This window comes from Stenotrophomonas sp. 82F1, assembly GCF_056861525.1.
Genome location: NZ_JBSPUD010000009.1, coordinates 35,941 through 62,891 on the forward strand (window position 1 = coordinate 35,941; position 26,951 = coordinate 62,891).

Genomic DNA, 26,951 nt, shown 5'->3' on the forward strand with positions numbered 1-26,951 from the left:
GCAGCCTGACCCGATGCTTCAATGTCGAAAAAACGTTAAGGGTGCCCATGTCGGCTTCCACTCCCAGTCTGGTGCAGTTATCCAACGTCCGCATCGACCGGAGCGGGCGCACGATTCTGCGCGACGTTTCGCTGCAGGTGCCCAAAGGCAGCATCACCGCCGTGCTGGGTCCGTCCGGCAGCGGCAAGTCGACCCTGCTGGCGGCGCTGACCGGCGAACTGCGTCCGGTCACGGGTGACATCACCCTGTTCGGCAAGCCGATCCCGCAGCGCACCGCTGAACTGCTGGAGATGCGCAAGAGCGTTGGCGTACTGCTGCAGGGCAATGGCCTGCTGACCGACCTGACCGTGGCCGAAAACGTTGCCCTGCCGTTGCGCACCCATACCCGCCTGCCGGCACCGGTACTGCGCCGGCTGGTGCAGATGAAGCTGCATTCGGTAGGCCTGCTGGCGGCCGCCGATGCCTGGCCGCGTGAACTGTCCGGCGGCATGGCCCGCCGCGTGGCCCTGGCCCGCGCATTGGCCCTGGACCCGCCGCTGATGATCTACGACGAGCCGCTGACCGGGCTGGACCCGATCGCTTCGGGGGTGATCATGAGCCTGATCCAGCGCCTCAACCACAGCCTGGGCCTGACCAGCATCATCGTCAGCCACCACGTGCACGAGACCCTGCCGATCTGCGACCAGGTGATCGCGATCGCCAACGGCGGCATCGTGTTCCAGGGCACGCCGGAGGCGCTGCAGTCCAGCCAGGACCCGCTGCTGCGGCAGTTCCTGCACGGCCAGCCCGACGGTCCCATCCCGTTTGATGCCGCACCGCGCGCGAGGGTTGCCTGATGCCGTTCGTGCAAGCCACCCGCTCGCTGGGCCGTGCCGGCCTGTTCTCGCTGACCGTGCTGCGCGGTTCGCTGCCGACCCGTGATTTCCTGGCCGAGCTGACCCGCGAGATCTACAAGATCGGTGCGCGTTCGCTGCCGATCATCGCCGTCGGCGGCGCCTTCGTCGGCCTGGTGCTGACCCTGCAGGGCTACCGCACGCTGACCACCTTCGGTGCGGCCGACGCGCTGTCGACCCTGCTCGGCCTGTCGCTGTACCGCGAACTGGCACCGGTGCTGACCGCGCTGCTGTTCATCGGCCGTGCCGGCAGCTCGATCGCCGCCGAACTGGGCCTGATGCGCGCCACCGACCAGATCAAGGCGCTGGAACTGATGGCGATCGACCCGGTGGCCAAAGCCGTGGCGCCGCGCTTCTGGGCGGCGGTACTGACCGTGCCGCTGCTGACCGGCATCTTCTGTTCGCTGGCGATCAGCGCCAGCTATTTCGAGGCCGTGCATGTACTGGGCCTGGACAACGGCGTGTTCTGGTCGGCGCTGCGTGGCAGCGTGGACTTCTGGGACGATTTCGGCGTGGCGATGCTGAAGTCGGCGATCTTCGGTGGCACCGCCGCACTGGTTGCCGCCTATGTCGGTTTCCACGCCGAACCGACCATCGAAGGCACCTCGGTGGCCACCACCCGTGCGGTGGTGAACGCCTCGCTGCTGGTGCTGATGTTCAACTTCGTGCTGTCGGCAATGTTGTTCACCTAACCCCTCCACCGGCGGTGCGCATCGGCGCGCGGCCACCACGACTGATCAGGTAATCCACATGGCCATCCGCGGTCCCAGACTCGAATTCTCCGTCGGCGCTTTCCTGCTGCTGGCCCTGGCCTCGCTGATGGTGCTGGCCGTCGCCTCGACCAACCAGCGCTGGAGCTGGGGTGGCGAAGGCTATGAACTCAAGGCCCGCTTCTCCCAGGTCGGCCAGCTGCGCAAGCAGGCGCCGGTGAAGATCGGTGGCGTCACCGTCGGCCAGGTCGCGGCGATCGACCTGGACCCGGTGAAGTTCGAATCGATCGTGACCCTGCGCATGGACAGCAAGGTCAAGGATCTGCCGGCCGATACCTCGGCGGGCATCTTCACCAGTGGTTTGCTCGGCGAGAGCTATATCGGTCTGCAACCCGGCGGCGATCCCGACGTGCTGAAGCCCGGCGAAGAGATCGTCTTCACCCAGCCGGCCGTGGACCTGATCCAGCTGGTCGGCAAGTACATGTTCAGTGGCGGCGCCGGTGGCGGCGCTGCTCCGAAGCCCAACGATGGCGCGCAGGCGCCTGCAACGGAACCGCAACCATGAAGATGAAACTGATCCCGGCCCTGCTCGCCTCGTCGCTGCTGCTGGCCACCCCGTTCCTGGCCCAGGCGCAGGCCGCCGCCCCCGCTGCTGCCGCCCCCCAGGGCCAGGCCGGCAAGGTGGTGATCGACGCCAGCACCCGCATCCTCACTACCCTGCAGCAGCGCCGTGCCGAATTCAGCGGCAACCCGGCCAGCCTGCGCAGCTACATCGACAGCGAGCTCAACCGCACCTTCGACCGCGACTATGCCGCGCGCCTGGTGCTGGGCACGCACGCCCGGGGCGCCGCCGACGCGGACATCAAGCTGTTCGCCAATGCGATGGCCGACAACCTGATGCAGCGCTATGGCTCGACCCTGCTCAACATCCAGGGCAAGCCGAGCTTCCGCCTGAAGGGCGAAAACCCGCTGCCGGGCAACCGCGGCGTGCGCGTGAGCACCGAGCTGGTGCGTGCCGGCAGCGAGCCGACGCCGGTCGAGTACTGGATGCGCAATGAAGGCGGCCAGTGGAAGATCTTCGACGTCAACATCGAAGGCATCTCCTACGTGCAGACCTTCCGCAACCAGTTCGATGCCCCGCTGCGCCAGAAGGGCATCAAGCAGGTGGCCAACGATCTGCGCAGCGGCAGCATGCAGGCCGGGCCGGCCGGCAATGGCAAATAAGGCGCTGGCGCTGCTGGAAGGTGACACCCTGCGCCTGCGCGGGGTGCTCGACCGTGCAGCGGTGATCGCACTGTGGCCGCAACTGCAGGCCCTGCCGGCGCAGCTGTCGCGGCTGGAACTGGCAGAGGTCGAGCGCGTGGACAGCGCCGGCCTGGCGTTGCTGGCCGAGCTGGCCGCGCGCGCGCGCCAGGGCGGTCATCCGCTGACGATCTCCGGCGCCCCCGCCGGCTACAACGAACTGAGCGCGGCCTACCGGCTGTCGCCCGACCTGGACTTCAACGCTACTTCTGCTGCGAGCTGACATGAACGTCGTGCGCGTTTTCCCCCTGATCCTCCTGGCCGCCGCGCTCAGCGCCTGTGCCGGCAAGCCGGCACGCAGCGATGCGCCGGTGGCCGACACCGTGGTGCCGGCGACGAGTACCGCCCCCGTCGACAATGCGGCTGGTGCCGATGCACCTGCTGCGAGCGTGGTTGCCGACGCCCCCGTACCTGCAGCGGCCACGCCGGCACCGGCGGTCGCTTCGCAGGGTGCAAGCGGCAATGATGCCGCTGCCACCGCTCCGGGCGGCGATGACGACTTCGACGCGTTGTACGGCGCCAACGGCAGCACCACCAGCACCACTGCGTACGACCCGTGGGAACCGTTCAACCGCAAGGTGCACGGGTTCAACAATGCGGTCGACCGCGGTATCGCCCGTCCGCTGGCAACCGCCTATACCCACGTGGTGCCGCGCTTTGCCCGTACCGGCGTAAGCAACTTCTTCAGCAACCTGCGTGCACCGCTGACCATCACCAACCAGCTGCTGCAGGGCCGCCCGGCCGATGCCTGGGACAGCCTGGGCCGGTTCCTGATGAACAGCACGCTGGGCGTTGGTGGCCTGTTCGATCCGGCCAGCAAGGCGATGGTGCCGCGTCGCAACGAGGACTTCGGGCAGACCCTGGGTGCCTGGGGCTGGCGTCGTTCGCGCTACGTGGAGCTGCCGTTCTTCGGCCCGCGCACCGTGCGTGATGTGTTCGGCCTGGCCGGTGACATCCCGCTGTCGCCGATCCGCCGCATCGAAAGCGACAAGTACCGCATCGGCCTGCAGGGCCTGCAGCTGGTCGACACCCGCGCGCAGCTGCTGGCGATCGACGACCTGCGCGATACCGCGGTGGACGAATACGCATTGGTCCGCGATGCCTGGATGCAGCGCCGCAACTACCAGATCGAGAACGACCTGCGCGGCAAGCGCGAGCGTGGCAGCGACGATGCGAACTCGCCGATCCCGGTCGATGCGATGCCGATGCCGCAGTGGACCAACTGATCCACGTTGGCCCCGCATGAACGAAAAACCCCGCCTCGGCGGGGTTTTTTTGGGCGCTGTGGGTCGGGTCGGAGCTCTTTCCCGTGGAAAGGGATCCGACCCTGGCCGATCAGGCTGCCAGTGCCGCCTCGACCGCTTCGCGCAGGCGCGCATCATCGGCGGCCACGTCCGGGGCGAAGCGGGCGATGACCTTGCCATCGCGGCCGACCAGGAACTTCTCGAAGTTCCACAGCACCGCCGGTGCCGGGTGGATCGGAATCTCCTTGCTGGCCAGGCGCTCGCGCAGCGGACCTTCGCCGATCGCCTGCGGCTGCGCGGCAGTCAGCTGCTGGTACAGCGGGTGGGTGTCTTCACCGGCCACGCTGATCTTGGCGAACATCGGGAAACTCACGTCGTAGGTCAGCTGGCAGAACTGCTGGATCTCCGCCTCGCTGCCCGGTTCCTGGCCGAGGAAGTTGTTGGCCGGGAAGCCCAGCACTTCCAGGCCCTGCGCGTGCTTTTCCGCGTACAGCGCCTGCAGGCCCTCGTACTGCGGGGTCAGGCCGCACTTGGACGCCACGTTGACCAGCAGCAGTACCTTGCCCTGGTAGTCGGCAAGCGAGGACGGCTGGCCGTCGATGGTGGTGAGGGAAACATCCTGGATCGAGGTGCTCACGCGGGGCTCCGGCTGCAGCGGGGAAAGGCCCACCAGCATACCGCCGCACGCGCTGTTGTAGAGCCGAGAGCCGAGCCCATGCTCGGCTGATGCCACGGTAGCCGAGCATGGGCTCGGCTCTACAGGACATCCTCAATCAACGCAGATGGTGCCTTGTGCCTTGCCACCGTCGATGCGCTGGCGGCAACCGAAGGTATCGAGGTGCTCACGCGGGGGCTCCGGCTGCAGCGGGGAAAGGCCCACCAGCATACCGCCGCACGCGCTGTTGTAGAGCCGAGCCCAGGCTCGGCTGATGCCACGGTAGCCGAGCTTGGGCTCGGCTCTACAGGACATCCTCAATCAACGCAGATGGTGCCTTGTGCCTTGCCACCGTCGATGCGCTGGCGGCAACCGAAGTTCTGGCTGACATCACGCTGGCAGGTGCCGGTCGCCACCGCGCCGGCAGCGACCTCGCCCGTCGCCAGGCACTGGCCGCTGCAGTCGCCCTTGCTGCTGCAGGTCTTGCCCGCATCGGCATAGGGAATCACGCACTGCACACGCTGCAGGCGGCCCAACGGCTGCAGCGTACCGCCCGCCGCACGGCAGTCCACATCGCGTGCTTCTTGCAGGGCTGCAGTGGCTTCAGGACTGTCGGTCGCCGTAGCTGCCGCGCCGGCATCTTCACTGGCCGGTGGAGTGCTGCTGCAGGCGGCAAGCAGCGCGCTCAGCGCAAGGCTGGCAAGGAATCGGAGGCGCATGGCAGTACCTGATCGGTGTGGACGTCGCCAGCATACGCATCCGACGATGCAGATGGCGTGTCAGCCGGCGTCAGGCGTCCTCACCCTCGCCTTCTGCCGCCTCTTCGTCGCTGGGTGCTTCGCTCAGATCGCCCAGCAGGCCCTGCGCCTGTTCGGTCGCCAGTGATTCCACACCACGCAGTCGGCGTTCGATGGTGCGGGTCTTGCGGCTGGCCTCGCCGATGCTGCGGCCCACGGTGGTGATCTGCTTCTCGGCCTTCTCGAGGATGCCGGCGAACTTGCCGAACTCGCTCTTCACTGCGCCCAGCAGCCCCCACACTTCGCTCGATCGCTGCTCGATCGCCAGGGTACGGAAGCCCATCTGCAGGCTGTTGAGCAACGCGGTGACGGTGGTTGGGCCAGCCACCACCACGCGGTGCTCGCGCTGCAGCAGGTCGACCAGGCCCGGGCGCCGGATCACCTCGGCATACAGCCCTTCGGTGGGCACGAACATCACCGCGAAATCGGTGGTGTGCGGCGGCACGATGTACTTTTCGCTGATCGACTTGGCCTGCACGCGGATCGCGCGTTCCAGCTGGATGCCCTGCAGGCGCACGCCCTCGGCATCACCCTGTTCCTGCGCATCGAGCAGGCGCTCATAGTCTTCGCGCGGGAACTTGGAATCGATCGGCAGCCAGACCGGCGTGTCGTCGTCGCGACGGCCCGGCAGGCGCACGGCGATGTCGACCATCTCGTTGCCATCCGGACGCACCTTGACCCCGCGCGCGTACTGTTCCTGGGTGAGGGTCTGCTCGAGGATGTTCTCCAGCTGCACTTCCCCCCAGCTGCCGCGGTTCTTGACGTTGGTAAGTACCCGCTTCAGGTCGCCCACGCCGGTCGCCAGCTGCTGCATTTCACCCAGCCCGCGCTGCACCTGTTCCAGGCGTTCGGACACCAGCTTGAACGAATTGCCCAGCCGCGTTTCCAGCGTGGACTGCAGCTTTTCGTCCACGGTGTGGCGCATCTGTTCGAGCTTCTGCGCGTTGTCGGCCTGCAGCGCGCGCAGCTGTTCTTCCAGGGTGGTGCGCATTTCCGAGATGCGCTGTTCGTTGCGCTGGGTCAGCTCCTGCAGGCGCAGGCCCAGGCTCTCGGTCAGGCGCTGCTGCGACTGCGCGCCTTCTTCGCGGCCCTTGCGGGCATCCTCCACCAGGGCCTGCCGCAGCGCACCGAACTGGGTATCGGTACGCGCGGTCAGTTCCTGCAGCTGCTTTCCGAACGCATGGATGCGCGCCTCCTGCTGCTGGCCGAACACATCCAGCTGCACGCGCAGTTCCTGCAGGCGTTCGCCCAGCGAGACGGCACTGCGTTGCTGACTGTCGGCCGCCTCGGCGCGGGCCTTGCGCGCATCTTCGCCCAGCGCTTCACGCAGCAGATCCAGGCGCTGATCGGTGCGGGTGGACAGATCGGTCAGCGCGCGCGCGAACCCATCGAGCTGCTCGCGCAGCTCGCTGCGGCCGACGCGCGCTTCATCACGCACGGCCTGTTCCAGGCGGTCGTGGGGCGGGCGGCGCAGCAGCGCCACCAGTTGCAGGACGAGCACGACCAGCAACAGGCCGGCGACGAGGAGGAATTCGGTTTGCATGTGGCAAGTGTAGGCTGGCCCAGTCTCAAGTGCTGAAACACGCCCATGCTTGTTCTCTACGGAAAGCCCACCTCGATCAACGTGCGCAAAGTGCTGTGGCTGTGCGCCGAACTCGATCTCGCGTTCACGCATGACCCGGCACCCGCGCCGGACCTGCTGGCCACGCTCAACCCGAACCGGCAGGTGCCGGTGCTGCGCGACGGCGACTTCGTGCTGTGGGAGTCCAACAGCATCTGCCGCTACCTGGCCGCACGCCAGGGCCGCGATGACCTGCTACCCACCGTGGCGCAGGACCGCGCCAGGGTCGAGCAGTGGATGGACTGGCAGGCCACCGACCTCAACAGCGCCTGGCGCCACGTGTTCATGGCCCGCGTCCGCCAGCACCCCGATTTCGCGGACGACGCACGCGCGGAGGCCAGCCTGGCGCACTGGAACCAGCTGATGGGCACGCTGGACGCGCAACTGGCGACCAGCAACGCCTACGTGGCGGGCACCACCTTCACGCTCGCCGACATCGTCCTGGGCCTGTCGGCGCAGCGCTGGCGCAGCACCCCCGGCAACAAGCCGGTGCTGCCGCATGTGGACGCCTGGTTCGAGCGCCTGCGACAGCAGCCGGGTTTCACCGCCTACGTGGACAACGGAGTGGCCTGAGGAGAGGTTCTCGCCGCTGTTGGCAGGTGTCGACCTTGGTCGACACGTCGGAAGGTACGTGTGTAGAGCCGAGCCTATGCTCGGCAGAACGGCATGCGCCAACAGCAGCCGAGCGTGGGCTCGGCTCTACATGAAGGGCGTGGCCTTACCAGCCTTCCAGCACGATCTTGCCCTTCGCCCGATGGCTTTCCAGCAGCGCGTGCGCACGGCGCAGGTTGGCCGCGTCGATGCGCCCGAAGTGCTCACCCAGCGTGGTCTGCAGCACACCGGCATCGACCAGTTCGGCGACCCGGTTCAGCAGGTCATGCTGGCGCTGCATGTCCGCCGTGCGGTACAGCGGCCGGGTGAACATCGATTCCCAGTGCAGCGACAGCGCCTTGCGCTTCAGCGCCATCACATCGATCTGGCCCGGGTCATCGATCAGTCCCAGCTGCCCCTGCGGCGCCAGCAGCTCGACGATCTGTGCGTAGTGCTGGTCGGTGTGGGTCAGGCTGGCCACGTGGTCCACCTCGGTGATGCCCAGCCGGGCCAGGCCCTCGGCCAGCGGCCGGGTGTGGTCGATCACATGGTGCGCGCCCATCGCCTGCACCCAGTCCTGGGTCTCCGGGCGCGAGGCGGTACCGATCACCGTCAGCTTGGTCAGCCGACGCGCCAACTGCACCAGGATCGAACCGACGCCGCCCGCTGCACCGATCACCAGCAGGGTCTGACCGTCGCCACCACCTTCGGCGATGCGCAGGCGGTCGAACAGCAGTTCCCATGCGGTGATCGCGGTCAGCGGCAGCGCCGCCGCAGCGGCATCGTCCAGGCTGGCCGGCTTGCGGCCAACGCTACGCTCGTCCACCAGCTGGTATTCGGCGTTGCTGCCCGGGCGATCGATCACACCGGCGTAGTACACCGCATCGCCGGGCCGGAACAGGGTCACTTCGCTGCCGACCGCATCGACGACACCAACCGCATCCCACCCCAGCACGCGCGGGCCGTCGGTGGCAGCGCCGCGTCGCACCTTGGTGTCGACCGGGTTCACCGCCACCGCTCGCACCGCCACCCGCAGGTCGCGTGGGCCCGGCTGCGGTAGCGGTAGGTCGAGGTCGATCAGGGCCTGCGGGTCGTTGATCGGCAGGCCGGCATGGGTGTAGGCAATGGCGCGCATGGGGGAGATCCAGTGAGGAGAGGCCACAGCGTGCGCCGTGCGCAGGGGGGCAGAAAGGCGCAGAATCGGTCAACACTTTCACTGCAGCAATGAAAATGGTCCGTTTCGACGATCTGCAGCTGTTCGTCCGCACCGCTGCGCTGGGCAGCTTCTCGCACGCCGCGCGCGAGGCCGACCTGCTGCCGGGCCAGGTGGCCGCGGCGGTGGCACGGCTGGAACGCGAACTGGACCTGCGCCTGTTCGTGCGTACCACCCGCAGCCTGCGGTTGACCGCCGAAGGCGCGCTGTACCTGCCGTACGCGCAGGACGTTCTGACCACCCTGCGCGAAGGCCAGGCGCGGGTGCAGGGCGAGGATGCGGAGCTGCACGGCACCCTGCAGTTGTCGGCGCCCTCGGACTTCGGCCGCAACCTGCTGCTGCCGTGGCTGACTGCGTTCCGTGCCGCGCATCCACGGCTGCGCCTGCACCTGCGCCTGTCCGACGAAGTGGCCGACGTGTTCCGCGACCCGGTCGACGTGGCCATCCGCATCGGGCACTTCGACGACGCCAGCTATGTCGCCCTGCCGTTGCTGGAGGGCAACCGGCGCGTGCTGGCCGCATCCCCCGAGTACCTGCGGCGGCGTGGTGTGCCCTCGCGGCTGGAGGATCTGCGCGAACACGATTGCCTTGTCTACCAGCTCGGCGGGCGCGCCTACGATCGCTGGTCGTTCGAGCTTGAGGGGCGCCGCGTGGTGATCCCGGTGCGCGGGCCACTGGTCTGCGACGACGCCGACGTGGTGCGGCGCTGGGCGGTCGCCGGCGAAGGCATCACCTACAAATCCTGGCTGGATGTGCGCGACGATGTGCTGGGTGGACGCCTGCAGGTGTTGCTGGATGGCATCGGCAGCCACATCCCCCTGCAGCTGGTGTGCCCGCACCGCAAGCAGTTCTCACCGGCCGTGCGGCACCTGCACGCGCAGCTGCGCCAGTACCTGCAACCGCTGCTGTCCGCGATGCCCGGCCATGGCGACGTGCCCCTGTCGCCTGCAACGTCACTGGCCGACAATGGCGCTCCCCCGTTGTAAGAGAATCGCGCCATGCCGTGGATGGGCATCCAGGACCTGTGGACATTTCTGGTCGCCGTGCTGGTGTTTCTGGCCCTGCCCGGGCCGGGCACCTTCACCCTGCTGACCGCCACCGGTCGTGGCGGTGTGCGCGGCGGCTACACGGCGCTGGCCGGCCTGCTGGTCGGCGACCAGATCCTGATGTGGCTGGCGCTGGCCGGCGTGGCCGCGCTGCTGAAGGCCAATCCGACGGTGTTCCATGCCGTGCAGTATCTCGGCGCGGCGTACCTGGTGTGGGTCGGCATCAGCCTGCTGCGCACGCCCAAGGGTGACGGTGCCGAAGTTGGCCCGGTGCGCATGCAGCCGGGACGCTACTTCCACCAGGCGATCCTGGTCAGCCTGCTCAATCCGAAGGCGATCCTGTTCTACATGGCCTTCCTGCCACTGTTCATCGACCCGAAGGCCCACCAGGGCATTGCCACGTTCGCCGCGCTGGCCGGGATCATCTTCGTGGTCAGCATCGCCTACTGCTCGCTGCTGATCTGGGTCGGCAACCTGGCCCGCCGTCGGTTGATCCAGCACCCGCGGGTCAGCGATGCGCTACGGCGTGTGGCCGGCCTGTTCCTGGTCGGCTTCGGCATCCGCCTGGGCCTGAACGGCTGAGAGCCCGTCGGCGCGGAGGGCCGCGCGCAGGTGGTCGATGAACACCCGCAGCTTGGGCGCCATATGCTCGCGCGCCGGGTAGTACAGATGAAAGCCGGGGAACGGCGGCTGCCAGTCCTCCAGCACGCTGCGCAGGCGGCCGGCGGCCAGGTCGTCGGCGACCAGCGAAGCAAAGCCCTGCGCCATGCCGAGCCCAGCCAGCACCGCCGCATAGGCCAGTTCGGCATCGTTGAACACCAGCCGCCCCGCGACGGCTACGTCCAGGTCACGCCCCTCACGGCTGAATTCCCAGGGCATGAGCCGGCCATTGGCGCGGCGATGGACGATGCAGTCGTGGCCCTGCAGCTCCTGCGGGCTCAGCGGCACCCCGTGGCGCGCAAAGTAGCCCGGCGTGGCCACCACCACCTGGCGCTCGGGTGGCCCGATCGGCACCGCGATCATGCCCTGCGCCAACGATTCACCCAGGCGGATGCCGGCGTCGAACCCCTCGGCGACCAGATCGGTCAGCGCCGGCTCCACGCACAATTCCACCTCTACCTGCGGATACCGGGCCAGAAAGGACGGCAGCGCCGGCAGAACCCGGCGTTCGGCAACGATGCGTGGCAGGGTGATGCGCAGCCGACCGGCCGGCACCGTCCGCGCGCTGTCCAGGTCGTCGAAGGCCGATTCGATCTGTGCCAACCCGCCACGCACGCGCTGCAGGAAGCGTGCGCCGTGCTCGGTCAGACCCACCCGGCGCGTGGTCCGTTGCAACAGGCGCACGCCCATCCGCGCCTCCAGCGCACGCACGCTCTGTGACAGCGCCGAGGTCGAGACGCCCAGGGCATCGGCGGCGCGGGTAAAGCTGGCGTGGTCGGCCACGTGGACAAAGGCAACCACCGCAGACAGCGGTGCGGAGGGATCCATTGTGAAGCCTTCCTTCATTGTCAGTTCGACTGCATCCAGTTTATCCACAAGATCATCGGACGGATGCTTGGCCTCCCGGCGGAACACCCGCCTCCTCCGATGGAATGCCACATGTCACTTGATCACTACCGCCTGCTCGGCCGCTCCGGCCTGCGTGTCAGCCCGATGGCGCTGGGCACGATGACCTTCGGTGCCGACTGGGGTTGGGGCGCGGACGAAACCGAGGCCCGCCGCATCTTCGATGCCTACGTCGAACGTGGCGGCAACTTCGTCGATACCGCAAACAACTACACCAATGGCAGCGCAGAGACCCTGCTCGGGCGGTTCGCCCAAGGCCGCCGCGAACGGCTGGTGATCGCCAGCAAGTACACCCTGGCGACCGTGCCGGGCGATCCGAACAACGCCGGCAACCATCGCAAGAGCATGATGCGCTCGGTGGAGGACAGCCTGCGCCGGCTCGGCACCGACTACCTGGATCTGCTGTACCTGCACGCCTGGGACGACACCACCGGGGTGGACGAGGTGATGCGCGGTTTCGACGACCTCGTGCGCAGCGGCAAGGTGCTGTACGCCGGCATCTCGGACACGCCAGCCTGGCAGATCGCGCGCATGCAGACCCTGGCCGATCTACGCGGCTGGTCGCCACTGGTGGCGCTGCAGATCGAATACAGCCTGATCCAGCGCAGCGTCGAACACGAACTGCTGCCGATGGCCGATGCGCTCGGGTTGGGCGTGGTGGCGTGGTCGCCGCTGGGCAGCGGCGTGCTGACCGGCAAATACAGCGCGGCGGACCTGGCCGCAGCCGAGACCGCCGAGGCCGCGCCGGGTGGTTCCAGACGCAATGTCGCGCTCATCAATGGCGCGTTGACGCCGCGTTCGTTGAACATCGCCGGGGAAGTCGCTGCGATCGCGGCAGAGCTGTCGTACTCGGCTGCGCAGGTCGCTCTGGCCTGGTTGCTGCAACGACCTGCGGCCGGGGCCATGCCGATCGTCGGTGCACGCACCCTGGACCAGTTGGAACACAACCTGGCGGCGCTGGATCTGGCGTTGCCGGCTGAGGCGTTGGCACGGCTGGATGCGATCAGCGCGGTCGCGCCGGCCTTTCCGCACGACTTCCTGCAGATGCCGCTGCCGCGCATGCTGATGAGCGGTGGTACGCGTCTGCAGCCACGCGCACCGGGCAGGTAATACCCGGGCGCGCTATGCTGGCGCCCCATGCTGGAAGGAGGCGCCATGGCCGCAACACCAACGCTCGCGGTCGCTGCAGCCCTGGTGTTGCTGCTTGCCAGTGCACCGGCCACGGCCGCACCGGATCACCGCTGCCTCACCGGCGGTGCCAACGGCACGATCCACCTGGAATGGCGCTGGCTGGACGATGGCCGCGCCGATGTGCGCTACGCCGGGCACCGCGAGCGCCTGCCGCTGCACCGGGTTTCCGAAGAGACCACGGTGCTGGACGAAGACCGCCCCTACCAGTTCGATACCGTCTGGGAAGAGCGCGTGGAGGGCCGTATCAACGGTCACTACACGCTGAGCACGCAGGGCGCACGGATCTACAGCTTCAGCTACGTGCGGGCCCGAGACGGTCGCCGCACGGATTTCGAAGAAGACTTCAACGCCTTCCAGGACGACGGCTGTCACTGGTAGCCGCCTGGACTGAGGCCGTTTGTGCCGATTCCGGCAGCGTGCCCACAGTCCAGCGCGCGCTGTGCCGGCCATGACCCCCGTCAGTGGCAATGCTGCGCTGCGTTCGGTCACACTCGGGGACTTGTCGTTCTCAGTCACCCCTTCCGAGGCCTGCATGTCCCTGCTCCGGCGCAAGTCCCTAGATTCCGTCACCGTCCATGAAGCCGGCCGGCGCCTGGTCCCGACCCTCAGCTGGCCGCACCTGATCGCGCTGGGCATCGGTGCCATCGTCGGCACCGGCATCTATACCCTGATCGGCGTCGGTGCCGACCGCGCCGGCCCCGCCGTGCTGATCTCCTTCGCCATCGCCGGCGCGGTGTGTGCCTGCGCGGCATTGGCCTACGCCGAACTGTCCACGATGATGCCGGCCGCCGGCAGCGCCTACACCTACAGCTACAGTGCCCTGGGCGAAGTCTTTGCCTGGGTGGTGGGCTGGAGCCTGATCCTGGAGTACTCGCTGGTGGTGAGTACCGTGGCGGTCGGCTGGTCGGGCTATTTCGTCGGCTTCCTGGAATGGGTGCATACCCAGTTCGGCTGGGACCTGCGCCTGCCGGCCATGCTCGCGGCGGGCCCGCACGTCGACGGCGGCATGATCAACCTGCCCGCCATCGTCATCACCTGGCTGGTGGCACTGATGCTGATGGCCGGTACCAAGGAGAGCGCCACCCTCAACGCGATCCTGGTCGTGTTCAAGCTGATCGCGCTGGCCATCTTCGTGGCGGTGGCCCTGCCGGCGTTCGACGCCAACAACCTGCAGCCGTTCATGCCCTACGGGTTCGCCAAGACGCTGGGACCGGATGGCGTCGAACGCGGCGTGATGGCCGCGGCGGCGATCATCTTCTTCGCGTTCTACGGCTTCGATGCGATCTCCACCGCCGCCGAAGAAACCAAGAACCCGGCGCGCGACCTGTCCATCGGCATCATCGGCTCGATGGTCGGCTGCACCATCGTGTACGTGCTGGTGGCGCTGGCCGCGATCGGTGCGATGAGCTACACCGTGTTCGGCCAGAGTGCCGAGCCGCTGGCACTGATCATGCGCCAGCTGGGCCAGCCGACCGCCGCGATGCTGATCGGCGTGATCGCGATCATCGCCCTGCCGACCGTGCTGCTCGCGTTCCTGTATGGCCAGAGCCGCATCTTCTTCGTGATGAGCCGCGATGGCCTGCTGCCGCGTGGCCTGTCCAAGGTCAACGCGCGTACCGGCACGCCGGTGGCGACCACGCTGTTCACCGCCGTGGTGGTGTCGGCGCTGGCCGGTGTGGCGCGGCTGGACGAGATCGCCGCGCTGGCCAATGCCGGCACCCTGGCCGCGTTCACCGCCGTTGGCATCTGCCTGGTGGTGCTGCGCGTGCGTGAGCCGAACCGCGAGCGCACCTTCCGCACGCCGTTTGCCTTCATCGTCGGCCCGCTGGCGGCACTGGGCTGCATCTACCTGTTCGTCAGCCTGCCGCACACCACCCAGCTGTACTTCCTGGCATGGAACGTGGTCGGCCTGGTGCTGTACTTCGCCTACAGCCGTCGCAACGCGCTGATCGGCCGGTAAAGGTAGCGCCGGGCCATGCCCGGCGGTCTTTGGGGATTGCCGGCCAGCGGCCGGCCCTACCGCAGGGCGGCTAGCCGCCCTGCTTTGCCGCGTAGTCCTGTGCCTGGCGCATCACCCGCAGCAGGTTGCCGCCCCAGATGGCGGCGATCTGCTGCTCGGTGTAGCCCTTGCGCAACAGCCACGCGGTGATCTTCGGCAACTGGCTGACATCGGGCAGGTCGCTCAGGCCACCGCCGCCATCCCAGTCCAGGCCGATGCCGACGTGCTCGGGGCCAACGACCTTCAGGATGTGCTCGAAGTGGGCGAAGAAGTCGTCCAGGCTGGCATGGCGCACCGGATGTTCGTGGTCCAGTGCCTGCTCGGCCTTCTGCAGGGCAACGCCCTGTTCGATGGTCATGCCTTCCCAGCCACCCAGCTGCTTGCTCAGGGCCTCTTCGGCCTGCTTGCGCTCGGGCGACTTGGCGGTGTCGATCAGGTAGCCGCCATACGCGTTCACCTGGATCACGCCGCCGGCCTTGGCCAGCCTGCGCAGGCGCGCGTCATCGAGGTTGCGTGGGTGGTCGTAGATCGCCTTGGCCGAGCTGTGCGACAACACGAACGGCACCGGCATCATCGCCAGCAGATCGTCGAACACGGCATCGGAGGCGTGCGACTGGTCGATGACGATGCCCAGCTTCACCGCCTGCCGTACCAGGTCCTTGCCGGCCGGGCTCAGGCCTTTCCACTCAGCGCCCTTGGGGTCGGTGGCCGAATCGGCGAACTCGTTGTTGGCGAAGTGCACGGTGCTGAGCAGGCGCAGCCCGGCACGGTGATAGAACGAGAGCAGGCTCGGGTCGGCCACCAGCGGGCTGGCGTTCTCCATGCTGATGTAGACCACGCGCTTGCCGGCGGCCTTGATGCGCGCCGCGTCATCGGCACTCAGCGCCAGCGCGAAGCGCTCGGGGTTGGCGGCCAGCATTTCGCGGATCTCGAGCAGACGCTGCAGGCCGTGATCGCGCTCGGCCAGATGCGCAGCGGCAGTGCGATCGCCCTGGTCGGTGTAGATCGCAAAGAAGCCGCCATCCAGCGCGCCTTCGACCATGCGCGGGTAATCCACCTGCGAGAGCGCATTGCGGTCGTGCCGCTGCTCGATGTCGAAGCCGTCGCGGCCGAAGTTGGCCGGCGTATCCAGATGGCTGTCCAGGGTCAGCAGGCGCTGCTGCAGTGCCTTGGCCCGGGCCAGTTCCTGCGCGCTGAAGTCGATGGCATGGGCGGACAGCGGCGCACTCAGCGCCAGCGCGAGCAGCAGGGAGAGACGACGCAACGACGGCATGGGCATCCACCGGCAATGGGAAGGACACGACCATAGCGCCGGGACGGCCAACGCGGGTAGTGCCGCATTGGCCAGCCGGCTCCATTACACTCGCCCGCAGCCGATAAGGGCAGCGTGCAGCACCGCGTGCTGCGTCGACCATGGAATGGAAACACCGATGTCGAAGTCCCAGCCTCCGGCGCTGCCCGTGCAGGGCGAAGCGCCTGTTCCCGCCAGCGTGGTCACCGTCGAGCAGCTCAAGCGTGATGTGCTGCCACCGTTGTTTGCCGGGCGCACCGACATCGGCCGTTATGGCCCGGCCGACCTGGCCAGCGCCAGTGCCGAGCCGGCCTGGCAGGATGGCAGCGCCAACGCGCTGGCGCAGGCGCTTGCTGAGCTGGTCAGCCGGCTGTCCGAACACGATCCCAATGCCCTGCTGCAGCGCGCGGGGTGGTGGCAGCGGTTCACCGGTGCCGATATCGAAGAACGCCTGCGCCGGCGCATCGCCATGGGCAGCAACGGCGATGTACTGGCCAGGATCGAGCGCGAGGCCATCGCCGTGCGCGCCAGCGTCGATCGACTGGATGCGCAGCTGCTCGAGCATGACGTGCAGGGTGTGCGGCTGCAGGTGTACATCGATGCCGGCGTGCAGTTCCTGCAGGAACTGCCAGCGACCGTCGACAGCACCGATGATGCGCCGGTGCTCGACCGCCCGGTTGAGCGGCTGCAGCGCCGGGTGGCCAACCTGACCGCCCTGCTGGCCAGCCATTCGATGAGCCGGATGCAGGTGCAGCTGGCACGCAGCAATGCCATCGACCTGCTGGACCGCTACAGCGAGACGGTGCAGATCCTGCTGCCGATCTGGCGCCAGACCCTCCAGGCGCTGCACAACAGCGACAACGCCAGCCCGCAGATGATCGCCAGTGCTGCGCAGGCGCAGGACCAGCTGAAGCAGGCGCTGCAGCAGTTGCTGCGCACGTCGGGGGTGCCGGCATGAGCGCGCCGGTACGCGATCCGCTGCAGATCCCACCGGACCTGCAGGCGCGGGCGGAAGCCGTTCCGGGCCTGCGCGCGTTCTACCGGCGGGCCTCGCTGCTGCGGGTCTTCGGCCTGGCCTGCATTCCGCTGGCGGCCACAGCGCTGGCCTACATGGCGCTGGCCTTCACCGGCACCGAACTCGGTCCGCCTTCGTGGGCGCACGTGCCGGCCGGCTATGGGGGGAAGGACACAGGAAAGCAGCTGCTCATCCTGCTGGTCATGACGCCCTTGCTGCTGGTGTGGATGTACTTCGGTGTGCGCGACCTGCTCGGCCGCCATCGCGTTCGCCGCTTCGCCTGGTCGTTCGCGCTGGGTTCGATGCTGCTGTGCGGTGCATGGGGAAGCATGGGCATCACCGCACCCGCCATGGGCCAGGGCGATCGGCTCGACCATCGGCAGCTGGACGCGCTCATCGCCAGTCCGGACTTCAGCAGCTTCAGCCCGCAGTGGCAGGCCTATCTGCGTGCACAGCAGGAGCTGCCCTACGGCGTGGCCTCGCCGGCCGTGGTTGCCACCGCACGCGCGCTGGCCAATGGCGAGGACATCGGCGTTCCGGTATCGCCGGCAATGCAGTCCCGCTTCGAGAAGGCAGCCGGTCTGCCCCGCTCCGAACGGTCACAGCGATGGCATGACCAGCGTCTGCTCAGCTGGCTTCTGTTCGACGTCGGCTGGGTGCTGGCGCTGCTTGCGGTACCGGCGCTGCTGGCGCTGGGTACGGTGGCGATCGTGCTCGGTGGACACCTGCGCCGCAGGTCCGAGGTGATCAACGGGTTGCTGCAGCAGCTGCAGCCGGTTCCTGCGCCGCCGCGCGCGCAGCCCTGAGGCTGGCGCGCGGACAGTCTTCCGCACTGTGTGCGGGCGCCGGGCATCGCCCGGCTCCAACTACCGCAGGTCAGTCCACCACGCGGCAGAACACGGCCTTCAGGTAACGCGATTCCTGCACGTGGGCCATGAACGGATGGTCCGGTCCAGCGCCGGCCACCTTCAGGATCTGGATGGTGCGGCCGGAGAAGTACGCTGCACGACGCAGCATGTCGAGGAACTGGTCCTCGGCCACCAGGCCGGTGCAGGAGAACGTGGCGAACAGGCCACCGGGCTTGACCACGCCCAGCGCCAGCTTGTTCATGTCCAGGTACTTCTTCAGCGCGGTGATCACCTGCTCGCGGTCGCGGGTCATCTTCGCCGGGTCAAGGATCACCACGTCGTACTTCTCGCCGCGGTTGGCCGCGTCACGCAGCCACGGGAAGATGTCGGACTGGACGAACTTCGGGCGCACGTTGTTCAGGCGCGAATTGCCCTTGGCGATCTGGATGACGTCTTCATCGATGTCGATGCCGACCACTTCCGATGCACCGCGCGCGGCCGCATACACCGCGAAACCGCCGGTGTTGCAGCATAGGTCGAGCACGCTCTTGCCTTCCACCTGCTGGCTCAGCCACTCACGGTTCTCGCGCTGGTCGGCGAAGAAACCGGTCTTGTGCGCACCGGCCGGGTCGGCGCGGAACTTGATGCCGTACTCGGTGATCACCGACGCTTCGGTGGTGGTGTTGCCATGGAAGTCGAAGCTTTCCTGCTTCTGCACGTGTTCGTCGGCGAAGCTGTGGAAACGGCAGCCCGGGAACTGTTCGCGCAGCGCGTCGTAGATCCACTCGCGGTGGCGGAACATGCCAGCGGCGAAGAACTCCACTACCACCAGGTCGTTGTAACGGTCCACCACCAGGCCGGACAGGCCGTCGCCTTCGCTGTGCACCACGCGCCAGGCGTCGGACACCGCATCTAGCTTCAGCACCTCACGACGCAGCGACACCGCCTGGGCGATCTTGCGCGAGAACCAGCCCGCGTCCACCGGGATCTGCGGGTCGGTTTCGAGGATGCGTACGGCAATACGCGAATGCCCGTTGTAGAAGCCACGGCCGATGAACTCGCCATCCACGCCGACGACGTCGACGAGGGAGCCGGGCTTGGGCCGGACGGTCGGCTTCTCGACCAGTTTCTGGAAGATCCACGGGTGGCTGGAACGCCACGCGTTCTTGAGGCGGACAACGGGAAGGGGGGTATTCATCCACCTATTGTAAACCGGGCGCCGGGGTCAGATCCCCACAGGGGCTCTGACCCCCGGGCCGGTGTGCCAACCAAGGTTGGCACCTACCAGAGCTGGCCCCGCCCCAGTGCATTTGACGCCGGCCCGGCCAGGCCGCAGAATCGGCGGCAGAAGGGGAGTAGCTCCCAGACGTTGTCGCCGTCAATTCGAGCCCGCAGGCTCCGGTGCAACGGCAGTTCCGGCCCATCGGAACTGCGAGCGAGACCTTCGCCGTACCGGCGAAGCTCTGTCCCTGGATCCCCTCCCGATCCTCCGTTGCAGATCCTCGCCGTCCGGCTTGAGGCATTTTTCATTTCCCAACGGACAAACCCATGCAGACGATCGGTAATTTGTGGTTGTGGGGCGGCTTCGCAGCGGTGGTGGTCATCGCCCTGCTGGTCGACCTCGTATTGATGCGCCATGGTGGCCCGCACAAGGTCACCTTCAAGGAGGCCCTGTGGTGGTCCATCGGCTGGGTCGCGCTGGCGCTGGCCTTCAACGGCGGCCTCTGGTTCTACCTGAACGAAACCGCCGGCCAGGTCGTGGCCAACAAGGTCGGCCTGGAGTTTCTGACCGGCTACCTGGTCGAGAAGGCACTGGCGGTGGACAACATCTTTGTCTTCCTGATGATCATGAGCTACTTCGCGGTGCCGGAGGAACAGCGCCAGAAGGTGCTTATCATCGGCATCCTGGGTGCGATCGTGCTGCGTACGATCATGATCTTCGCCGGCAGCGTGCTGATCACCCAGTTCCATTGGCTGCTCTACGTGTTCGGCGCCTTCCTGCTCTTCACCGGCTGGAAGATGTGGTTCGCCGCGGGCCAGGAGCCTGACCTGGAAGCCAATCCGGCCCTGCGCTGGATGCGCAAGCACCTGCGCTTGCTGCCGGATTACGAAGGCAACGCGATGAGCGTCAAGCGCGACGGCGTGCGCTGGTTCACCCCGCTGTTCGCGGTGCTGATCCTGATTGCAGTCACCGACGTGATCTTCGCGGTGGACAGCATCCCGGCGATCTTCGCGATCACCACCGACCCGTTCATCGTGCTGACCTCCAACGTGTTCGCGGTGCTCGGCCTGCGTGCGATGTTCTTCCTGCTGGCCGGCATGGCTGACCGCTTCCACCTGCTGCCTTACGGCCTGGCCCTGGTGCTGGCCTTCATCGGCGTCAAGATGATGATCATCGACCTGTTCAAGATCCCGACCCCGATCTCGCTGGGCGTGGTCGCGGTGATCATCGCCGCCACGGTGGTGCTGAGCCTGAAGAACCCGCCGAAGGAAGGCAGCGCCTGATCCAGGCGTCTTGAAGGGTGCGGCTGGTGGATTGTCCCGCCGGCCGCACCCACTCTCCCGCAGCGGTGGCCTTGGTTTCGCGCCGGCCACCGCCATTGCTGAGGGTATGAACACGAACGCGCCCCTGCCCGCCGGCGACGCGCCGGCCGATCGCAACGACCGCACGCGCATCCTGCGCGCCTTCAACGCCAGCCTGGCCGCCGTGCTGGTGCTGGTGGCCGTGTTCGCCCTGCAGGACCATTTCGACTGGCGACCCTGGGCCGTGGCACCGCTGGAAGCCAAGGGCCTGCTCGGCCTGATCGGCGGGCCGCTGCTGCATGCCTCGGTCGAACACATCGCCGCCAACAGCGCTGCGATCCTGATCCTCGGCACCCTCGCCGGCAGCGTTTATCCGAAGGCCACGCTACGTGCCCTGCCCCTGCTGTGGGTCGGTTCGGGCATCGGTGCGTGGATGCTGGGCAACCCCGGCAGCTTCCATCTCGGCGCCAGTGGCGTCACCCACGGCCTGATGTTCCTGCTGGCCAGCCTCGGCCTGCTGCGCCGCGACCGCGCGGCCATCGCCACTGGGCTGATCGGCATGCTGTTCTACGGCGGCATGCTGATGACCGTGCTGCCGCACGCCGACGGCGTGTCCTGGCAGTCGCACATGGGCGGTGCCTTCGCCGGCATCATCGCTGCGCTGCTGTTCCGCAACGCCGACCCGTTGCCGCCGCGCCCGCGTTACAGCTGGGAAGACGAGGAAGAAGAGGTCGAGCCGCTGGCCGACGACGAACTCGAGCCGCCGTCGCCGCAGCGCGTGCCGGTGCTGTGGCAGCCGCGCGAAGGGCAGGACTATGTGGTCGTCCCGTTCCGCCGGCCCGAAGACCCGCGCGGTTGAGCTGTGACGGGGTCGGATCCCCGAAGGGGCTCTGACCCCGATCACCGATGACCCGGTGGCCGCCGACCTTGGTCGGCGCTCCTGCCTCCGGCGTTCATGCCCCCGCAGCGACCGCGTGCCAACCAACGTGTGCCAACCAGGGTTGGCATCTACCATCGGCGCATCAATCCGCCGCGTTTCCCGCCGCGCCCATTCCGTCCACCGCCTGCCGGCCCAGCGCCGGGTCATCGGTGAAGAACGCATCGATGCCGGTCGCCAGGTAGGCGCGCATCTCGGCGATCGACCCTTCCGCATTGCGCGCATTGTCCGCGCCCTTGCGCAGGTTGCTGGCCTGGAAATGGTTCTCCGGGCGGAAGGTGTACGGGATCACCATCAGGCCCACCGCGTGCGCATCGCGCACCAGCGACGTCGGCGTACCCAACGCACCGTTGGCATCCAGCGGGATGATCGAGCGCAGCTCCGGGCCGATGCCATCGGCATAGGTCGCGATGTCCTTCAGACCTGCTGGCGTCATCATCTGCGCATAGGTCAGCGCACCGCCGGCCTTGGCGATGTCGGCCGGCTGGGTATCGCCCTTCCACAGCAGCTGCAGCAGGCGGATGTTGCTGCCACGCGGGATCTTGCCGCGCAGGTAACGCAGGTTGGCGGTCTCGAACGACTGGATGGTGACCGGGCCGACGTTGGTATAGGCGTTGCCACGCAGCGCAGCCAGCACCTTGTCTTCCATCGGCAGGCCGATCGACTGGAAATAAGTCGGGTGCTTGATCTCCGGCACCAGGCCGATGCCACGGTTGGCACGACCGGCCTGCTGGACCAGGAACGCCAGGATCTCGTCCAGGCTGGCGATGCGGAACTGGCCGTCATAGGCGGTGCTGCGGAACTCCGGCAGGCGCTCGCGGGCGTACAGGGTCTTCAGCTCGGCCAGGGTGAAGTCTTCGGTGAACCAGCCTTCGACCGTCTGCCCGTCGATGACCTTGCGGGTCTTGCGCTTGGCGAATTCCTTGTGCTCGGCCACATCGGTGGTACCACCGATCTCGTTCTCGTGGCGGGCCACCATCACCCCGTCCCTGGTCATCACCAGGTCCGGTTCGATGTAATCGGCACCGTCGGCGATGGCCTGCGCATACGCCGCCAAGGTGTGCTCGGGCAGCAGCGCGCTTGCGCCGCGATGACCGTAGACCGACACCTTGGGCGCGGCCGGAGGGGAGGATTCAGCACTCATGGCCACCGATGGTGCCACGGCCAGCGACAACAGCAACGCACGACCCCACGACTTCACTGCGACTTCCCCAAAGCGGTTTGTGATGGGCGTCAGTATGCGGCGGGAATGTGACAGGTTGGGGGAGCTGGGGTCGGATCCCCGAAGGGGCTCCGACCCCACTCTGACAGATACGGATCTCCAAGATCCGGTAGTCGCCGACCTTGGTCGGCGCTCTGCTATTGGGGTTCCATGGCCCCGGATGCCCGGTGCCAACCAAGGTTGGCATCTACCACAGCATGAGCCGTGCGATTGATCGATGTCGGGGGTCAGAGCCCCTTCGGGGATCTGACCCGGCACTACTTGCCAATGCAGAAGCTGGAGAAAATCCTTCCCAGCAGATCATCCGCACTCATCTGCCCGGTGATCTCGCCCAGTGCATCGTGCGCCAGCCGCAGTTCCTCGGCGGCCAGCTCCAGGTGCTCGTGCACCAGCTCTGCATCGGCACGCTGCGCATGTTCCTGTGCGCGCTCGATGGCGTCCACGTGGCGCGTACGCGCGGAGAACTCACCGTCCACCTGCTCGCCCGCACCGGCCGAGGCGATCGAACGCAGACGCGCATGCAGGTCGTCCAGTCCCGCGCCGGTAGCGGCCGAGACGAACACACGATCCGGATCGTCCTGCTCGGGCGTTCCCAACAGCAGATCTGACTTGTTGTGGATGTAGACCTTGTGCGGCACGCCGGCCACGGCATCGCCCAGCGCCGCTTCACCCGCCGCCGGGTCACGCGCGTCCAGCACGATCAGCGCCAGGTCGGTGCGCTCGATTTCCACATGCGCGCGACGCATGCCTTCGCGTTCGATGGCATCGCCCCCCTCGCGCAGGCCGGCGGTATCGACAAGGGTCAGCTCCAGGCCATCCAGGCGGATGGTCTCGCGCAGCGTGTCGCGGGTGGTGCCGGCGATGTCGGTGACGATGGCACGCTCGCTGCCGGCAAGCGCGTTCAACAACGAACTTTTGCCGGCATTCGGTGGGCCGATCAGCACGGCATGCAGGCCATCGCGCAGGCGACGGCCGCGTTCGGCATCGCGGCGCAGCAAGGCCAGGTCACTACGCGCCTGCTCCAGCCCGCGCCGCACCTGTGCACCGCCGAGCGTGTCCAGCGGCTCATCGGCGAAATCGATGGCCGCTTCCACGTGGATACGCAGCAGCACCAGTTGTTCGACCACTGCATCGATACGACGCGAGAACACACCATCCAGCGAACGGCGTGCAGCACGTGCGGCGCGGTTGTCACCGGCGGCGATCAGATCGGCGATGGCTTCGGCCTGGGCCAGGTCGAGCTTGCCGTTGAGGAAGGCGCGTTCGCTGAACTCACCTGGCCGCGCCTGGCGCGCGCCCAGCGCGATGCAACGTGCAACCAGTTGCTGCAGCAGCACCGGGCTGCCATGCCCCTGCAGTTCCACCACTTCTTCGCCGGTGAAGCTGTTGGGTGCCGGGAACCACAGCACGATGCCGTCGTCGATCACCTCGCCGTCAGCATCGCGCAGGCGCGCGTAGTGCGCATGGCGTGGGCGCAGCGTCGGTGCGCCGAGTGCGTTGGCAATCGCTGCGGCGCGCGGGCCTGACAGGCGCAGCAGGCCGACGCCGCCCGCACCCGGTGCGCTGGCAATGGCCACGATGGTCTCGGTGCGGGTCATCTCGTTCATCGCTCAGAGCTTCTCCAGCTGCGCGCGCGCCTGCGCCGCACCACTGCCCTGCGGCTGCAGCGCCAGATAGGTGGTGTAGGCCTGCTTCGCCTTGGCCTTGTCGCCCGCGTGGAAGTACGCATCGCCCAGGTTGAGATGGGCCACCGCGCGCGACGGATCGATCTTCAAGGTGTTCTCCAGCCAGCGCGCCGCTTCGGCGTAGCGTTGCTGGCGGTAGTAGACGAAGCCGAGGTTGTTGGCCGCCTGGGCGAAGTCCGGGCGCAGCTTCAGCGCCTCGGTGAACTGGAGGGCGGCTTCGTCGTACTGCTTCTCGCGGTACAGCTGCAGGCCACGGTCATTGGCCTGCTGCGCGCGCTGGCGGTCGGAGGCCGGGCTGGCGGTCGGCACCACCAGCTTGGCCTTGCCGCCCTGCAGGTCGGCCACGGTCACCGGCGCCTGGGCGCCCTTGGCATCCTGCGCGGCATCAACCTTGTTGTTCAGGGCGATCGCATCGGGCGTCAGCTGCCGGGTATCGGCGTTGAGGTATTCCTGGCTGTCCGGCACCTGGAACACGAACTCGCCGCCCTGCGAACCGGGCAGGCTGCCGAACGCCGGCGTCTGCTGCGAGACCGCCGACACCGCCGGTGCCACATAGGCGGCCAGCTCGGTACCGGTGATCAGGCCATCTCCATTGAGATCGCCCTTGCCGGCCAATGCCTGCAGCAGCACCCAGGTAAACACCGAGTGCCCGTTCGGGCCGGCATCGGCAACCTGCTGGTCGGCGCCGCCGGCGGTCAGCATCTGTCGCGCGCTGCGGCGTGCGTTCTCGCGCAGGAACGACGACGACGACGGGCCGCCGCGGGTCAGGCCGAGGCCGCTGTAGCAGGCATCCATCACGAACATCACATGCTTGGCCTGCATGCTCTCGGCGATATTCTGGATGTCGGTCATCGCGATGGCATCGGTGGCGAATTCCTTCGGGTCCGAATCGACCGGGATGATGTAGCCCAGGTCACGACCAGAGGCGAGCTGGCGCGTCGCGCCATGGCCGGCGAAGAACACGAACACGCGATCATTCCTGCCGGTGCGGTCATCGGACAACCGGTCGTGGAAGGCGGCCAGGATGTTGTTGCGGGTGGCCTGTTCGTTCTTCAGCACGATCACCTGCGAGGACGGGAAGCCGAACTGCCCGGTCAGCGTATCGGCCACCGCCTGCGCGTCGTGGCTGGCGTACTCCAGCTTCGGCCACTTGGCATAGTTGTCGATGCCGACCACGATCGCCCACGATTTTTCGTAACCGGTGGTGACGGTGGCATCGCGGTCGCTGCCCTTGCGCGGTCGAGCGACGCTGAAGTCGCGGCCATTCCAGCCGGCGAACTGGTAGCCGTCGGCGATCAGCCGATCCAGGATCTGCGGCAGTGCCTTCACCGCACGGTCGTGGATATCGTGGAACAGGATGATGCCGCGCTGTTCCTTGTTCACCTGGTCGAGCACGCGCTGCACGATCGATTCCGGCACCGGGTCGGCCCAGTCCATCGAATCGATGTTCCACATGATCGACTTCAGGCCCGCTTCGTTCAGCAGCTGCAGGCCTTCAGCATTGCGCGCGCCGTACGGGAAGCGGAACAGCGGCGCGCGCTTGCTGTCGACGTCCTTCAGCAGGGTGTCGGTGTCCAGCACCTGCTGGCGCAGCGCATCGCCGGTGGTACGCGACAGCTGCGCATGGGTCAGGCTGTGGTTGCCGACGGCGTAGCCCTCTTCCATCAGGTTGCGGCTGATCTTCGCCATCGGCCCAAGGCTGACCTTGCCGTCGGTCTCGACCTTGCCGAGGTTGCGGCCGACCTCGAAGAACACACCCGGTACGTCGTAGCGCTTGAGGATGGCCACCACTTCATCGGTATAGGCCTTGTGCGGGCCATCGTCGAAGGTCAGTACCACCGTCTTCGGCGGCAGGTCGCGGCCGAAGATCTCGCGGTCGCTGTCCTTCATCGACATCGGGTACGGCTTGATCACGCCGTAGTCGCGCAGGATCGCTTCGCGGCTGTAGTCCTTGTGCAGGTGCACGATGTAGTCGTCCCACTTCTCGCGCTTCAGTTCGATGGCACGGGTGCGCTCGAAGCGGCTGAAGATGCGGGTCAGTTCCTGGTTGTAGTTGCGCTCGATCTCGTCCAGCGCCTCCAGGTCTTCGCCGATGCGCTGGTGCAGCTTCACCGCCGGCAACGAGGAATCGGCGCCGATGCGTTCGTGCAGGTCACGCAGCACTTCGCGGAATGCAAGGCGATCGGCATCGAACAGTTCCGGTGCCGACTCGATGTAATCCAGCACCGTGCCCAGGGTAGCGAAGCGCTGCGGGCTGCTACCACGCAGCAGCGTGTCGAACTGCGCGGCAATGGTGCTGCGCTGTTCCAGGCCGTCGTGGAACAGCTGCTGGCCGATGCGGGTGGAGGTGCTGCGATCGGCCGCGGACTGCTGTTCCTCATCGGCCAGCAGCACGACGATCCGGCGATAGCCGTCGAGCTGCTTCTGCAATGCGCCCAGCAGCGGTGCAGCGGCCGGGTCGGCGACGGCGGCAGCCTGTGCGCTCGGCTGGGTGACCGCCGTCGGTGCCTGCGCGTCCTTGTCGCCGCAGCCGGCCACAAGCAGGGTCAGCAGCAGACTGGGCAGGAACAGGCGGAACGACGGCGCACGCGGCATGGCGGAC

At 67.4% G+C, this 26,951-nt stretch carries 26 protein-coding genes; 16 read left to right on the top strand and 10 right to left on the bottom strand.

Annotated features, from left to right (window positions below):
* Window positions 1–47 precede the first annotated feature (47 nt).
* Genes AC13GI_RS11105 through AC13GI_RS11130 form a run of 6 tightly spaced genes read left to right on the top strand, consistent with a single transcriptional unit; the run spans window position 48 to window position 4,131 of the window.
* Window positions 48–836 (top strand): ABC transporter ATP-binding protein, encoded by a 789-nt coding sequence (locus AC13GI_RS11105; RefSeq protein ID WP_099821638.1) that lies wholly within the window; start codon window positions 48–50, stop codon window positions 834–836.
* Window positions 836–1,585: an MlaE family lipid ABC transporter permease subunit gene (locus AC13GI_RS11110; protein WP_006404088.1), complete on the top strand. Its 750-nt coding sequence runs from the start codon at window positions 836–838 to the stop codon at window positions 1,583–1,585. Before AC13GI_RS11105 ends, AC13GI_RS11110 begins: the two co-directional genes overlap by 1 nt.
* Before the next feature lie 58 nt (window positions 1,586–1,643).
* A complete protein-coding gene (mlaD, locus tag AC13GI_RS11115; protein WP_006404090.1) occupies window positions 1,644–2,168 on the top strand; it encodes an outer membrane lipid asymmetry maintenance protein MlaD in 525 nt (174 codons plus the stop codon).
* Window positions 2,165–2,827, top strand: a complete 663-nt coding sequence (locus tag AC13GI_RS11120; protein WP_482996295.1) for an MlaC/ttg2D family ABC transporter substrate-binding protein — start codon at window positions 2,165–2,167, stop codon at window positions 2,825–2,827. The genes mlaD and AC13GI_RS11120 overlap by 4 nt, the downstream gene beginning before the upstream one ends.
* A complete protein-coding gene (locus AC13GI_RS11125) occupies window positions 2,817–3,128 on the top strand; it encodes an STAS domain-containing protein (protein WP_025875628.1) in 312 nt (103 codons plus the stop codon). The genes AC13GI_RS11120 and AC13GI_RS11125 overlap by 11 nt, the downstream gene beginning before the upstream one ends.
* Before the next feature lies 1 nt (window position 3,129).
* A complete protein-coding gene (locus AC13GI_RS11130) occupies window positions 3,130–4,131 on the top strand; it encodes an MlaA family lipoprotein (protein ID WP_482996296.1) in 1,002 nt (333 codons plus the stop codon).
* A gap of 109 nt (window positions 4,132–4,240) precedes the next feature.
* Here the strand turns inward: AC13GI_RS11130 and AC13GI_RS11135 are convergent, their stop codons facing one another.
* The 3 genes from AC13GI_RS11135 to AC13GI_RS11145 form a co-directional block, all read right to left on the bottom strand.
* Window positions 4,241–4,786, bottom strand: coding sequence for a glutathione peroxidase (locus AC13GI_RS11135; RefSeq protein WP_099821635.1), 546 nt, complete (start codon window positions 4,784–4,786; stop codon window positions 4,241–4,243).
* A gap of 335 nt (window positions 4,787–5,121) precedes the next feature.
* Window positions 5,122–5,523 carry a hypothetical protein gene (locus AC13GI_RS11140; RefSeq protein WP_482996297.1) on the bottom strand — a complete coding sequence of 134 codons (402 nt, stop codon included), beginning with the start codon at window positions 5,521–5,523 and terminating at the stop codon, window positions 5,122–5,124.
* Between the two features lie 70 nt (window positions 5,524–5,593).
* Window positions 5,594–7,144 carry a DNA recombination protein RmuC gene (locus AC13GI_RS11145; protein ID WP_099819403.1) on the bottom strand — a complete coding sequence of 517 codons (1,551 nt, stop codon included), beginning with the start codon at window positions 7,142–7,144 and terminating at the stop codon, window positions 5,594–5,596.
* Between the two features lie 45 nt (window positions 7,145–7,189).
* On the opposite strand from AC13GI_RS11145, the gene AC13GI_RS11150 reads away from it, so the two are divergent.
* Window positions 7,190–7,795: a glutathione S-transferase family protein gene (locus AC13GI_RS11150; protein WP_482996298.1), complete on the top strand. Its 606-nt coding sequence runs from the start codon at window positions 7,190–7,192 to the stop codon at window positions 7,793–7,795.
* A 145-nt stretch (window positions 7,796–7,940) separates the two neighbouring features.
* Here AC13GI_RS11150 and AC13GI_RS11155 read toward each other — a convergent pair whose 3' ends face one another.
* Complete coding sequence (locus AC13GI_RS11155; RefSeq protein ID WP_482996299.1) at window positions 7,941–8,948, bottom strand: zinc-binding alcohol dehydrogenase family protein; 1,008 nt, start codon at window positions 8,946–8,948, stop codon at window positions 7,941–7,943.
* Window positions 8,949–9,037: 89 nt separating this feature from the next.
* Here AC13GI_RS11155 and AC13GI_RS11160 point away from each other — a divergent pair, with 89 nt between their 5' ends.
* Window positions 9,038–10,012, top strand: a complete 975-nt coding sequence (locus AC13GI_RS11160) for a LysR family transcriptional regulator (RefSeq protein WP_482996300.1) — start codon at window positions 9,038–9,040, stop codon at window positions 10,010–10,012.
* Between the two features lie 12 nt (window positions 10,013–10,024).
* Window positions 10,025–10,654 (top strand): leucine efflux protein LeuE, encoded by a 630-nt coding sequence (leuE, locus tag AC13GI_RS11165; protein WP_265952071.1) that lies wholly within the window; start codon window positions 10,025–10,027, stop codon window positions 10,652–10,654.
* On the opposite strand, the gene AC13GI_RS11170 is transcribed toward leuE, so the two are convergent.
* Window positions 10,592–11,560 (bottom strand): LysR family transcriptional regulator, encoded by a 969-nt coding sequence (locus tag AC13GI_RS11170; RefSeq protein WP_265952070.1) that lies wholly within the window; start codon window positions 11,558–11,560, stop codon window positions 10,592–10,594. The genes leuE and AC13GI_RS11170 overlap by 63 nt on opposite strands.
* A 111-nt stretch (window positions 11,561–11,671) precedes the next feature.
* Here AC13GI_RS11170 and AC13GI_RS11175 point away from each other — a divergent pair, with 111 nt between their 5' ends.
* From AC13GI_RS11175 to AC13GI_RS11185, 3 genes are all read left to right on the top strand, one after another.
* On the top strand, window positions 11,672–12,748 hold the full coding sequence (locus tag AC13GI_RS11175; RefSeq protein WP_482996301.1) for an aldo/keto reductase: 1,077 nt from the start codon (window positions 11,672–11,674) through the stop codon (window positions 12,746–12,748).
* 45 nt (window positions 12,749–12,793) lie between these two features.
* Complete coding sequence (locus AC13GI_RS11180; RefSeq protein WP_312705147.1) at window positions 12,794–13,207, top strand: hypothetical protein; 414 nt, start codon at window positions 12,794–12,796, stop codon at window positions 13,205–13,207.
* Between the two features lie 154 nt (window positions 13,208–13,361).
* Window positions 13,362–14,789, top strand: coding sequence for an amino acid permease (locus AC13GI_RS11185; RefSeq protein ID WP_205404602.1), 1,428 nt, complete (start codon window positions 13,362–13,364; stop codon window positions 14,787–14,789).
* A gap of 70 nt (window positions 14,790–14,859) precedes the next feature.
* Here the strand turns inward: AC13GI_RS11185 and AC13GI_RS11190 are convergent, their stop codons facing one another.
* Window positions 14,860–16,101 carry a dipeptidase gene (locus tag AC13GI_RS11190; protein ID WP_099819412.1) on the bottom strand — a complete coding sequence of 414 codons (1,242 nt, stop codon included), beginning with the start codon at window positions 16,099–16,101 and terminating at the stop codon, window positions 14,860–14,862.
* A gap of 157 nt (window positions 16,102–16,258) precedes the next feature.
* Here AC13GI_RS11190 and AC13GI_RS11195 point away from each other — a divergent pair, with 157 nt between their 5' ends.
* Both AC13GI_RS11195 and AC13GI_RS11200 read left to right on the top strand, forming a co-directional pair.
* Window positions 16,259–17,077, top strand: coding sequence for a protein klaA (locus AC13GI_RS11195; protein ID WP_380656849.1), 819 nt, complete (start codon window positions 16,259–16,261; stop codon window positions 17,075–17,077).
* On the top strand, window positions 17,074–17,940 hold the full coding sequence (locus AC13GI_RS11200) for a hypothetical protein (RefSeq protein ID WP_380656846.1): 867 nt from the start codon (window positions 17,074–17,076) through the stop codon (window positions 17,938–17,940). Before AC13GI_RS11195 ends, AC13GI_RS11200 begins: the two co-directional genes overlap by 4 nt.
* 70 nt (window positions 17,941–18,010) lie before the next feature.
* Here AC13GI_RS11200 and AC13GI_RS11205 read toward each other — a convergent pair whose 3' ends face one another.
* Window positions 18,011–19,180, bottom strand: coding sequence for a class I SAM-dependent rRNA methyltransferase (locus tag AC13GI_RS11205; RefSeq protein ID WP_089241927.1), 1,170 nt, complete (start codon window positions 19,178–19,180; stop codon window positions 18,011–18,013).
* Between the two features lie 350 nt (window positions 19,181–19,530).
* Between AC13GI_RS11205 and AC13GI_RS11210 the strand changes: the two genes are divergently transcribed.
* Both AC13GI_RS11210 and AC13GI_RS11215 read left to right on the top strand, forming a co-directional pair.
* Window positions 19,531–20,487 carry a TerC family protein gene (locus AC13GI_RS11210; RefSeq protein WP_482996302.1) on the top strand — a complete coding sequence of 319 codons (957 nt, stop codon included), beginning with the start codon at window positions 19,531–19,533 and terminating at the stop codon, window positions 20,485–20,487.
* 106 nt (window positions 20,488–20,593) lie between these two features.
* Window positions 20,594–21,364 (top strand): rhomboid family intramembrane serine protease, encoded by a 771-nt coding sequence (locus AC13GI_RS11215; protein WP_089241925.1) that lies wholly within the window; start codon window positions 20,594–20,596, stop codon window positions 21,362–21,364.
* Between the two features lie 163 nt (window positions 21,365–21,527).
* On the opposite strand, the gene AC13GI_RS11220 is transcribed toward AC13GI_RS11215, so the two are convergent.
* The 3 genes from AC13GI_RS11220 to AC13GI_RS11230 all read right to left on the bottom strand — a co-directional run bounded on the left by AC13GI_RS11220 (window position 21,528) and on the right by AC13GI_RS11230 (window position 26,944).
* Window positions 21,528–22,643, bottom strand: coding sequence for a glycerophosphodiester phosphodiesterase (locus AC13GI_RS11220; protein ID WP_380656836.1), 1,116 nt, complete (start codon window positions 22,641–22,643; stop codon window positions 21,528–21,530).
* A 278-nt stretch (window positions 22,644–22,921) separates the two neighbouring features.
* Window positions 22,922–24,271, bottom strand: a complete 1,350-nt coding sequence (gene mnmE / locus AC13GI_RS11225; RefSeq protein ID WP_482996303.1) for a tRNA uridine-5-carboxymethylaminomethyl(34) synthesis GTPase MnmE — start codon at window positions 24,269–24,271, stop codon at window positions 22,922–22,924.
* Between the two features lie 3 nt (window positions 24,272–24,274).
* A complete protein-coding gene (locus AC13GI_RS11230; RefSeq protein WP_482996304.1) occupies window positions 24,275–26,944 on the bottom strand; it encodes a polysaccharide deacetylase family protein in 2,670 nt (889 codons plus the stop codon).
* Between the last annotated feature and the right edge of the window lie 7 nt (window positions 26,945–26,951).

Excerpts from the sequence above, each read along its gene's own strand:
- AC13GI_RS11105 (WP_099821638.1), top strand. The coding sequence starts at position 48 with ATGTCGGCTTCCACTCCCAGTCTGGTGCAGTTATCCAACGTCCGCATC.
- AC13GI_RS11110 (WP_006404088.1), top strand. The coding sequence starts at position 836 with ATGCCGTTCGTGCAAGCCACCCGCTCGCTGGGCCGTGCCGGCCTGTTC.
- mlaD (WP_006404090.1), top strand. The coding sequence starts at position 1,644 with ATGGCCATCCGCGGTCCCAGACTCGAATTCTCCGTCGGCGCTTTCCTG.
- AC13GI_RS11120 (WP_482996295.1), top strand. The coding sequence starts at position 2,165 with ATGAAGATGAAACTGATCCCGGCCCTGCTCGCCTCGTCGCTGCTGCTG.
- AC13GI_RS11125 (WP_025875628.1), top strand. The coding sequence starts at position 2,817 with ATGGCAAATAAGGCGCTGGCGCTGCTGGAAGGTGACACCCTGCGCCTG.
- AC13GI_RS11130 (WP_482996296.1), top strand. The coding sequence starts at position 3,130 with ATGAACGTCGTGCGCGTTTTCCCCCTGATCCTCCTGGCCGCCGCGCTC.
- AC13GI_RS11140 (WP_482996297.1), bottom strand. The coding sequence starts at position 5,523 with ATGCGCCTCCGATTCCTTGCCAGCCTTGCGCTGAGCGCGCTGCTTGCC.
- AC13GI_RS11145 (WP_099819403.1), bottom strand. The coding sequence starts at position 7,144 with ATGCAAACCGAATTCCTCCTCGTCGCCGGCCTGTTGCTGGTCGTGCTC.
- AC13GI_RS11150 (WP_482996298.1), top strand. The coding sequence starts at position 7,190 with ATGCTTGTTCTCTACGGAAAGCCCACCTCGATCAACGTGCGCAAAGTG.
- AC13GI_RS11155 (WP_482996299.1), bottom strand. The coding sequence starts at position 8,948 with ATGCGCGCCATTGCCTACACCCATGCCGGCCTGCCGATCAACGACCCG.
- AC13GI_RS11160 (WP_482996300.1), top strand. The coding sequence starts at position 9,038 with ATGAAAATGGTCCGTTTCGACGATCTGCAGCTGTTCGTCCGCACCGCT.
- leuE (WP_265952071.1), top strand. The coding sequence starts at position 10,025 with ATGCCGTGGATGGGCATCCAGGACCTGTGGACATTTCTGGTCGCCGTG.
- AC13GI_RS11170 (WP_265952070.1), bottom strand. The coding sequence starts at position 11,560 with ATGGATCCCTCCGCACCGCTGTCTGCGGTGGTTGCCTTTGTCCACGTG.
- AC13GI_RS11175 (WP_482996301.1), top strand. The coding sequence starts at position 11,672 with ATGTCACTTGATCACTACCGCCTGCTCGGCCGCTCCGGCCTGCGTGTC.
- AC13GI_RS11180 (WP_312705147.1), top strand. The coding sequence starts at position 12,794 with ATGGCCGCAACACCAACGCTCGCGGTCGCTGCAGCCCTGGTGTTGCTG.
- AC13GI_RS11185 (WP_205404602.1), top strand. The coding sequence starts at position 13,362 with ATGTCCCTGCTCCGGCGCAAGTCCCTAGATTCCGTCACCGTCCATGAA.
- AC13GI_RS11190 (WP_099819412.1), bottom strand. The coding sequence starts at position 16,101 with ATGCCGTCGTTGCGTCGTCTCTCCCTGCTGCTCGCGCTGGCGCTGAGT.
- AC13GI_RS11195 (WP_380656849.1), top strand. The coding sequence starts at position 16,259 with ATGTCGAAGTCCCAGCCTCCGGCGCTGCCCGTGCAGGGCGAAGCGCCT.
- AC13GI_RS11200 (WP_380656846.1), top strand. The coding sequence starts at position 17,074 with ATGAGCGCGCCGGTACGCGATCCGCTGCAGATCCCACCGGACCTGCAG.
- AC13GI_RS11205 (WP_089241927.1), bottom strand. The coding sequence starts at position 19,180 with ATGAATACCCCCCTTCCCGTTGTCCGCCTCAAGAACGCGTGGCGTTCC.
- AC13GI_RS11210 (WP_482996302.1), top strand. The coding sequence starts at position 19,531 with ATGCAGACGATCGGTAATTTGTGGTTGTGGGGCGGCTTCGCAGCGGTG.
- AC13GI_RS11215 (WP_089241925.1), top strand. The coding sequence starts at position 20,594 with ATGAACACGAACGCGCCCCTGCCCGCCGGCGACGCGCCGGCCGATCGC.
- mnmE (WP_482996303.1), bottom strand. The coding sequence starts at position 24,271 with ATGAACGAGATGACCCGCACCGAGACCATCGTGGCCATTGCCAGCGCA.
- AC13GI_RS11230 (WP_482996304.1), bottom strand. The coding sequence starts at position 26,944 with ATGCCGCGTGCGCCGTCGTTCCGCCTGTTCCTGCCCAGTCTGCTGCTG.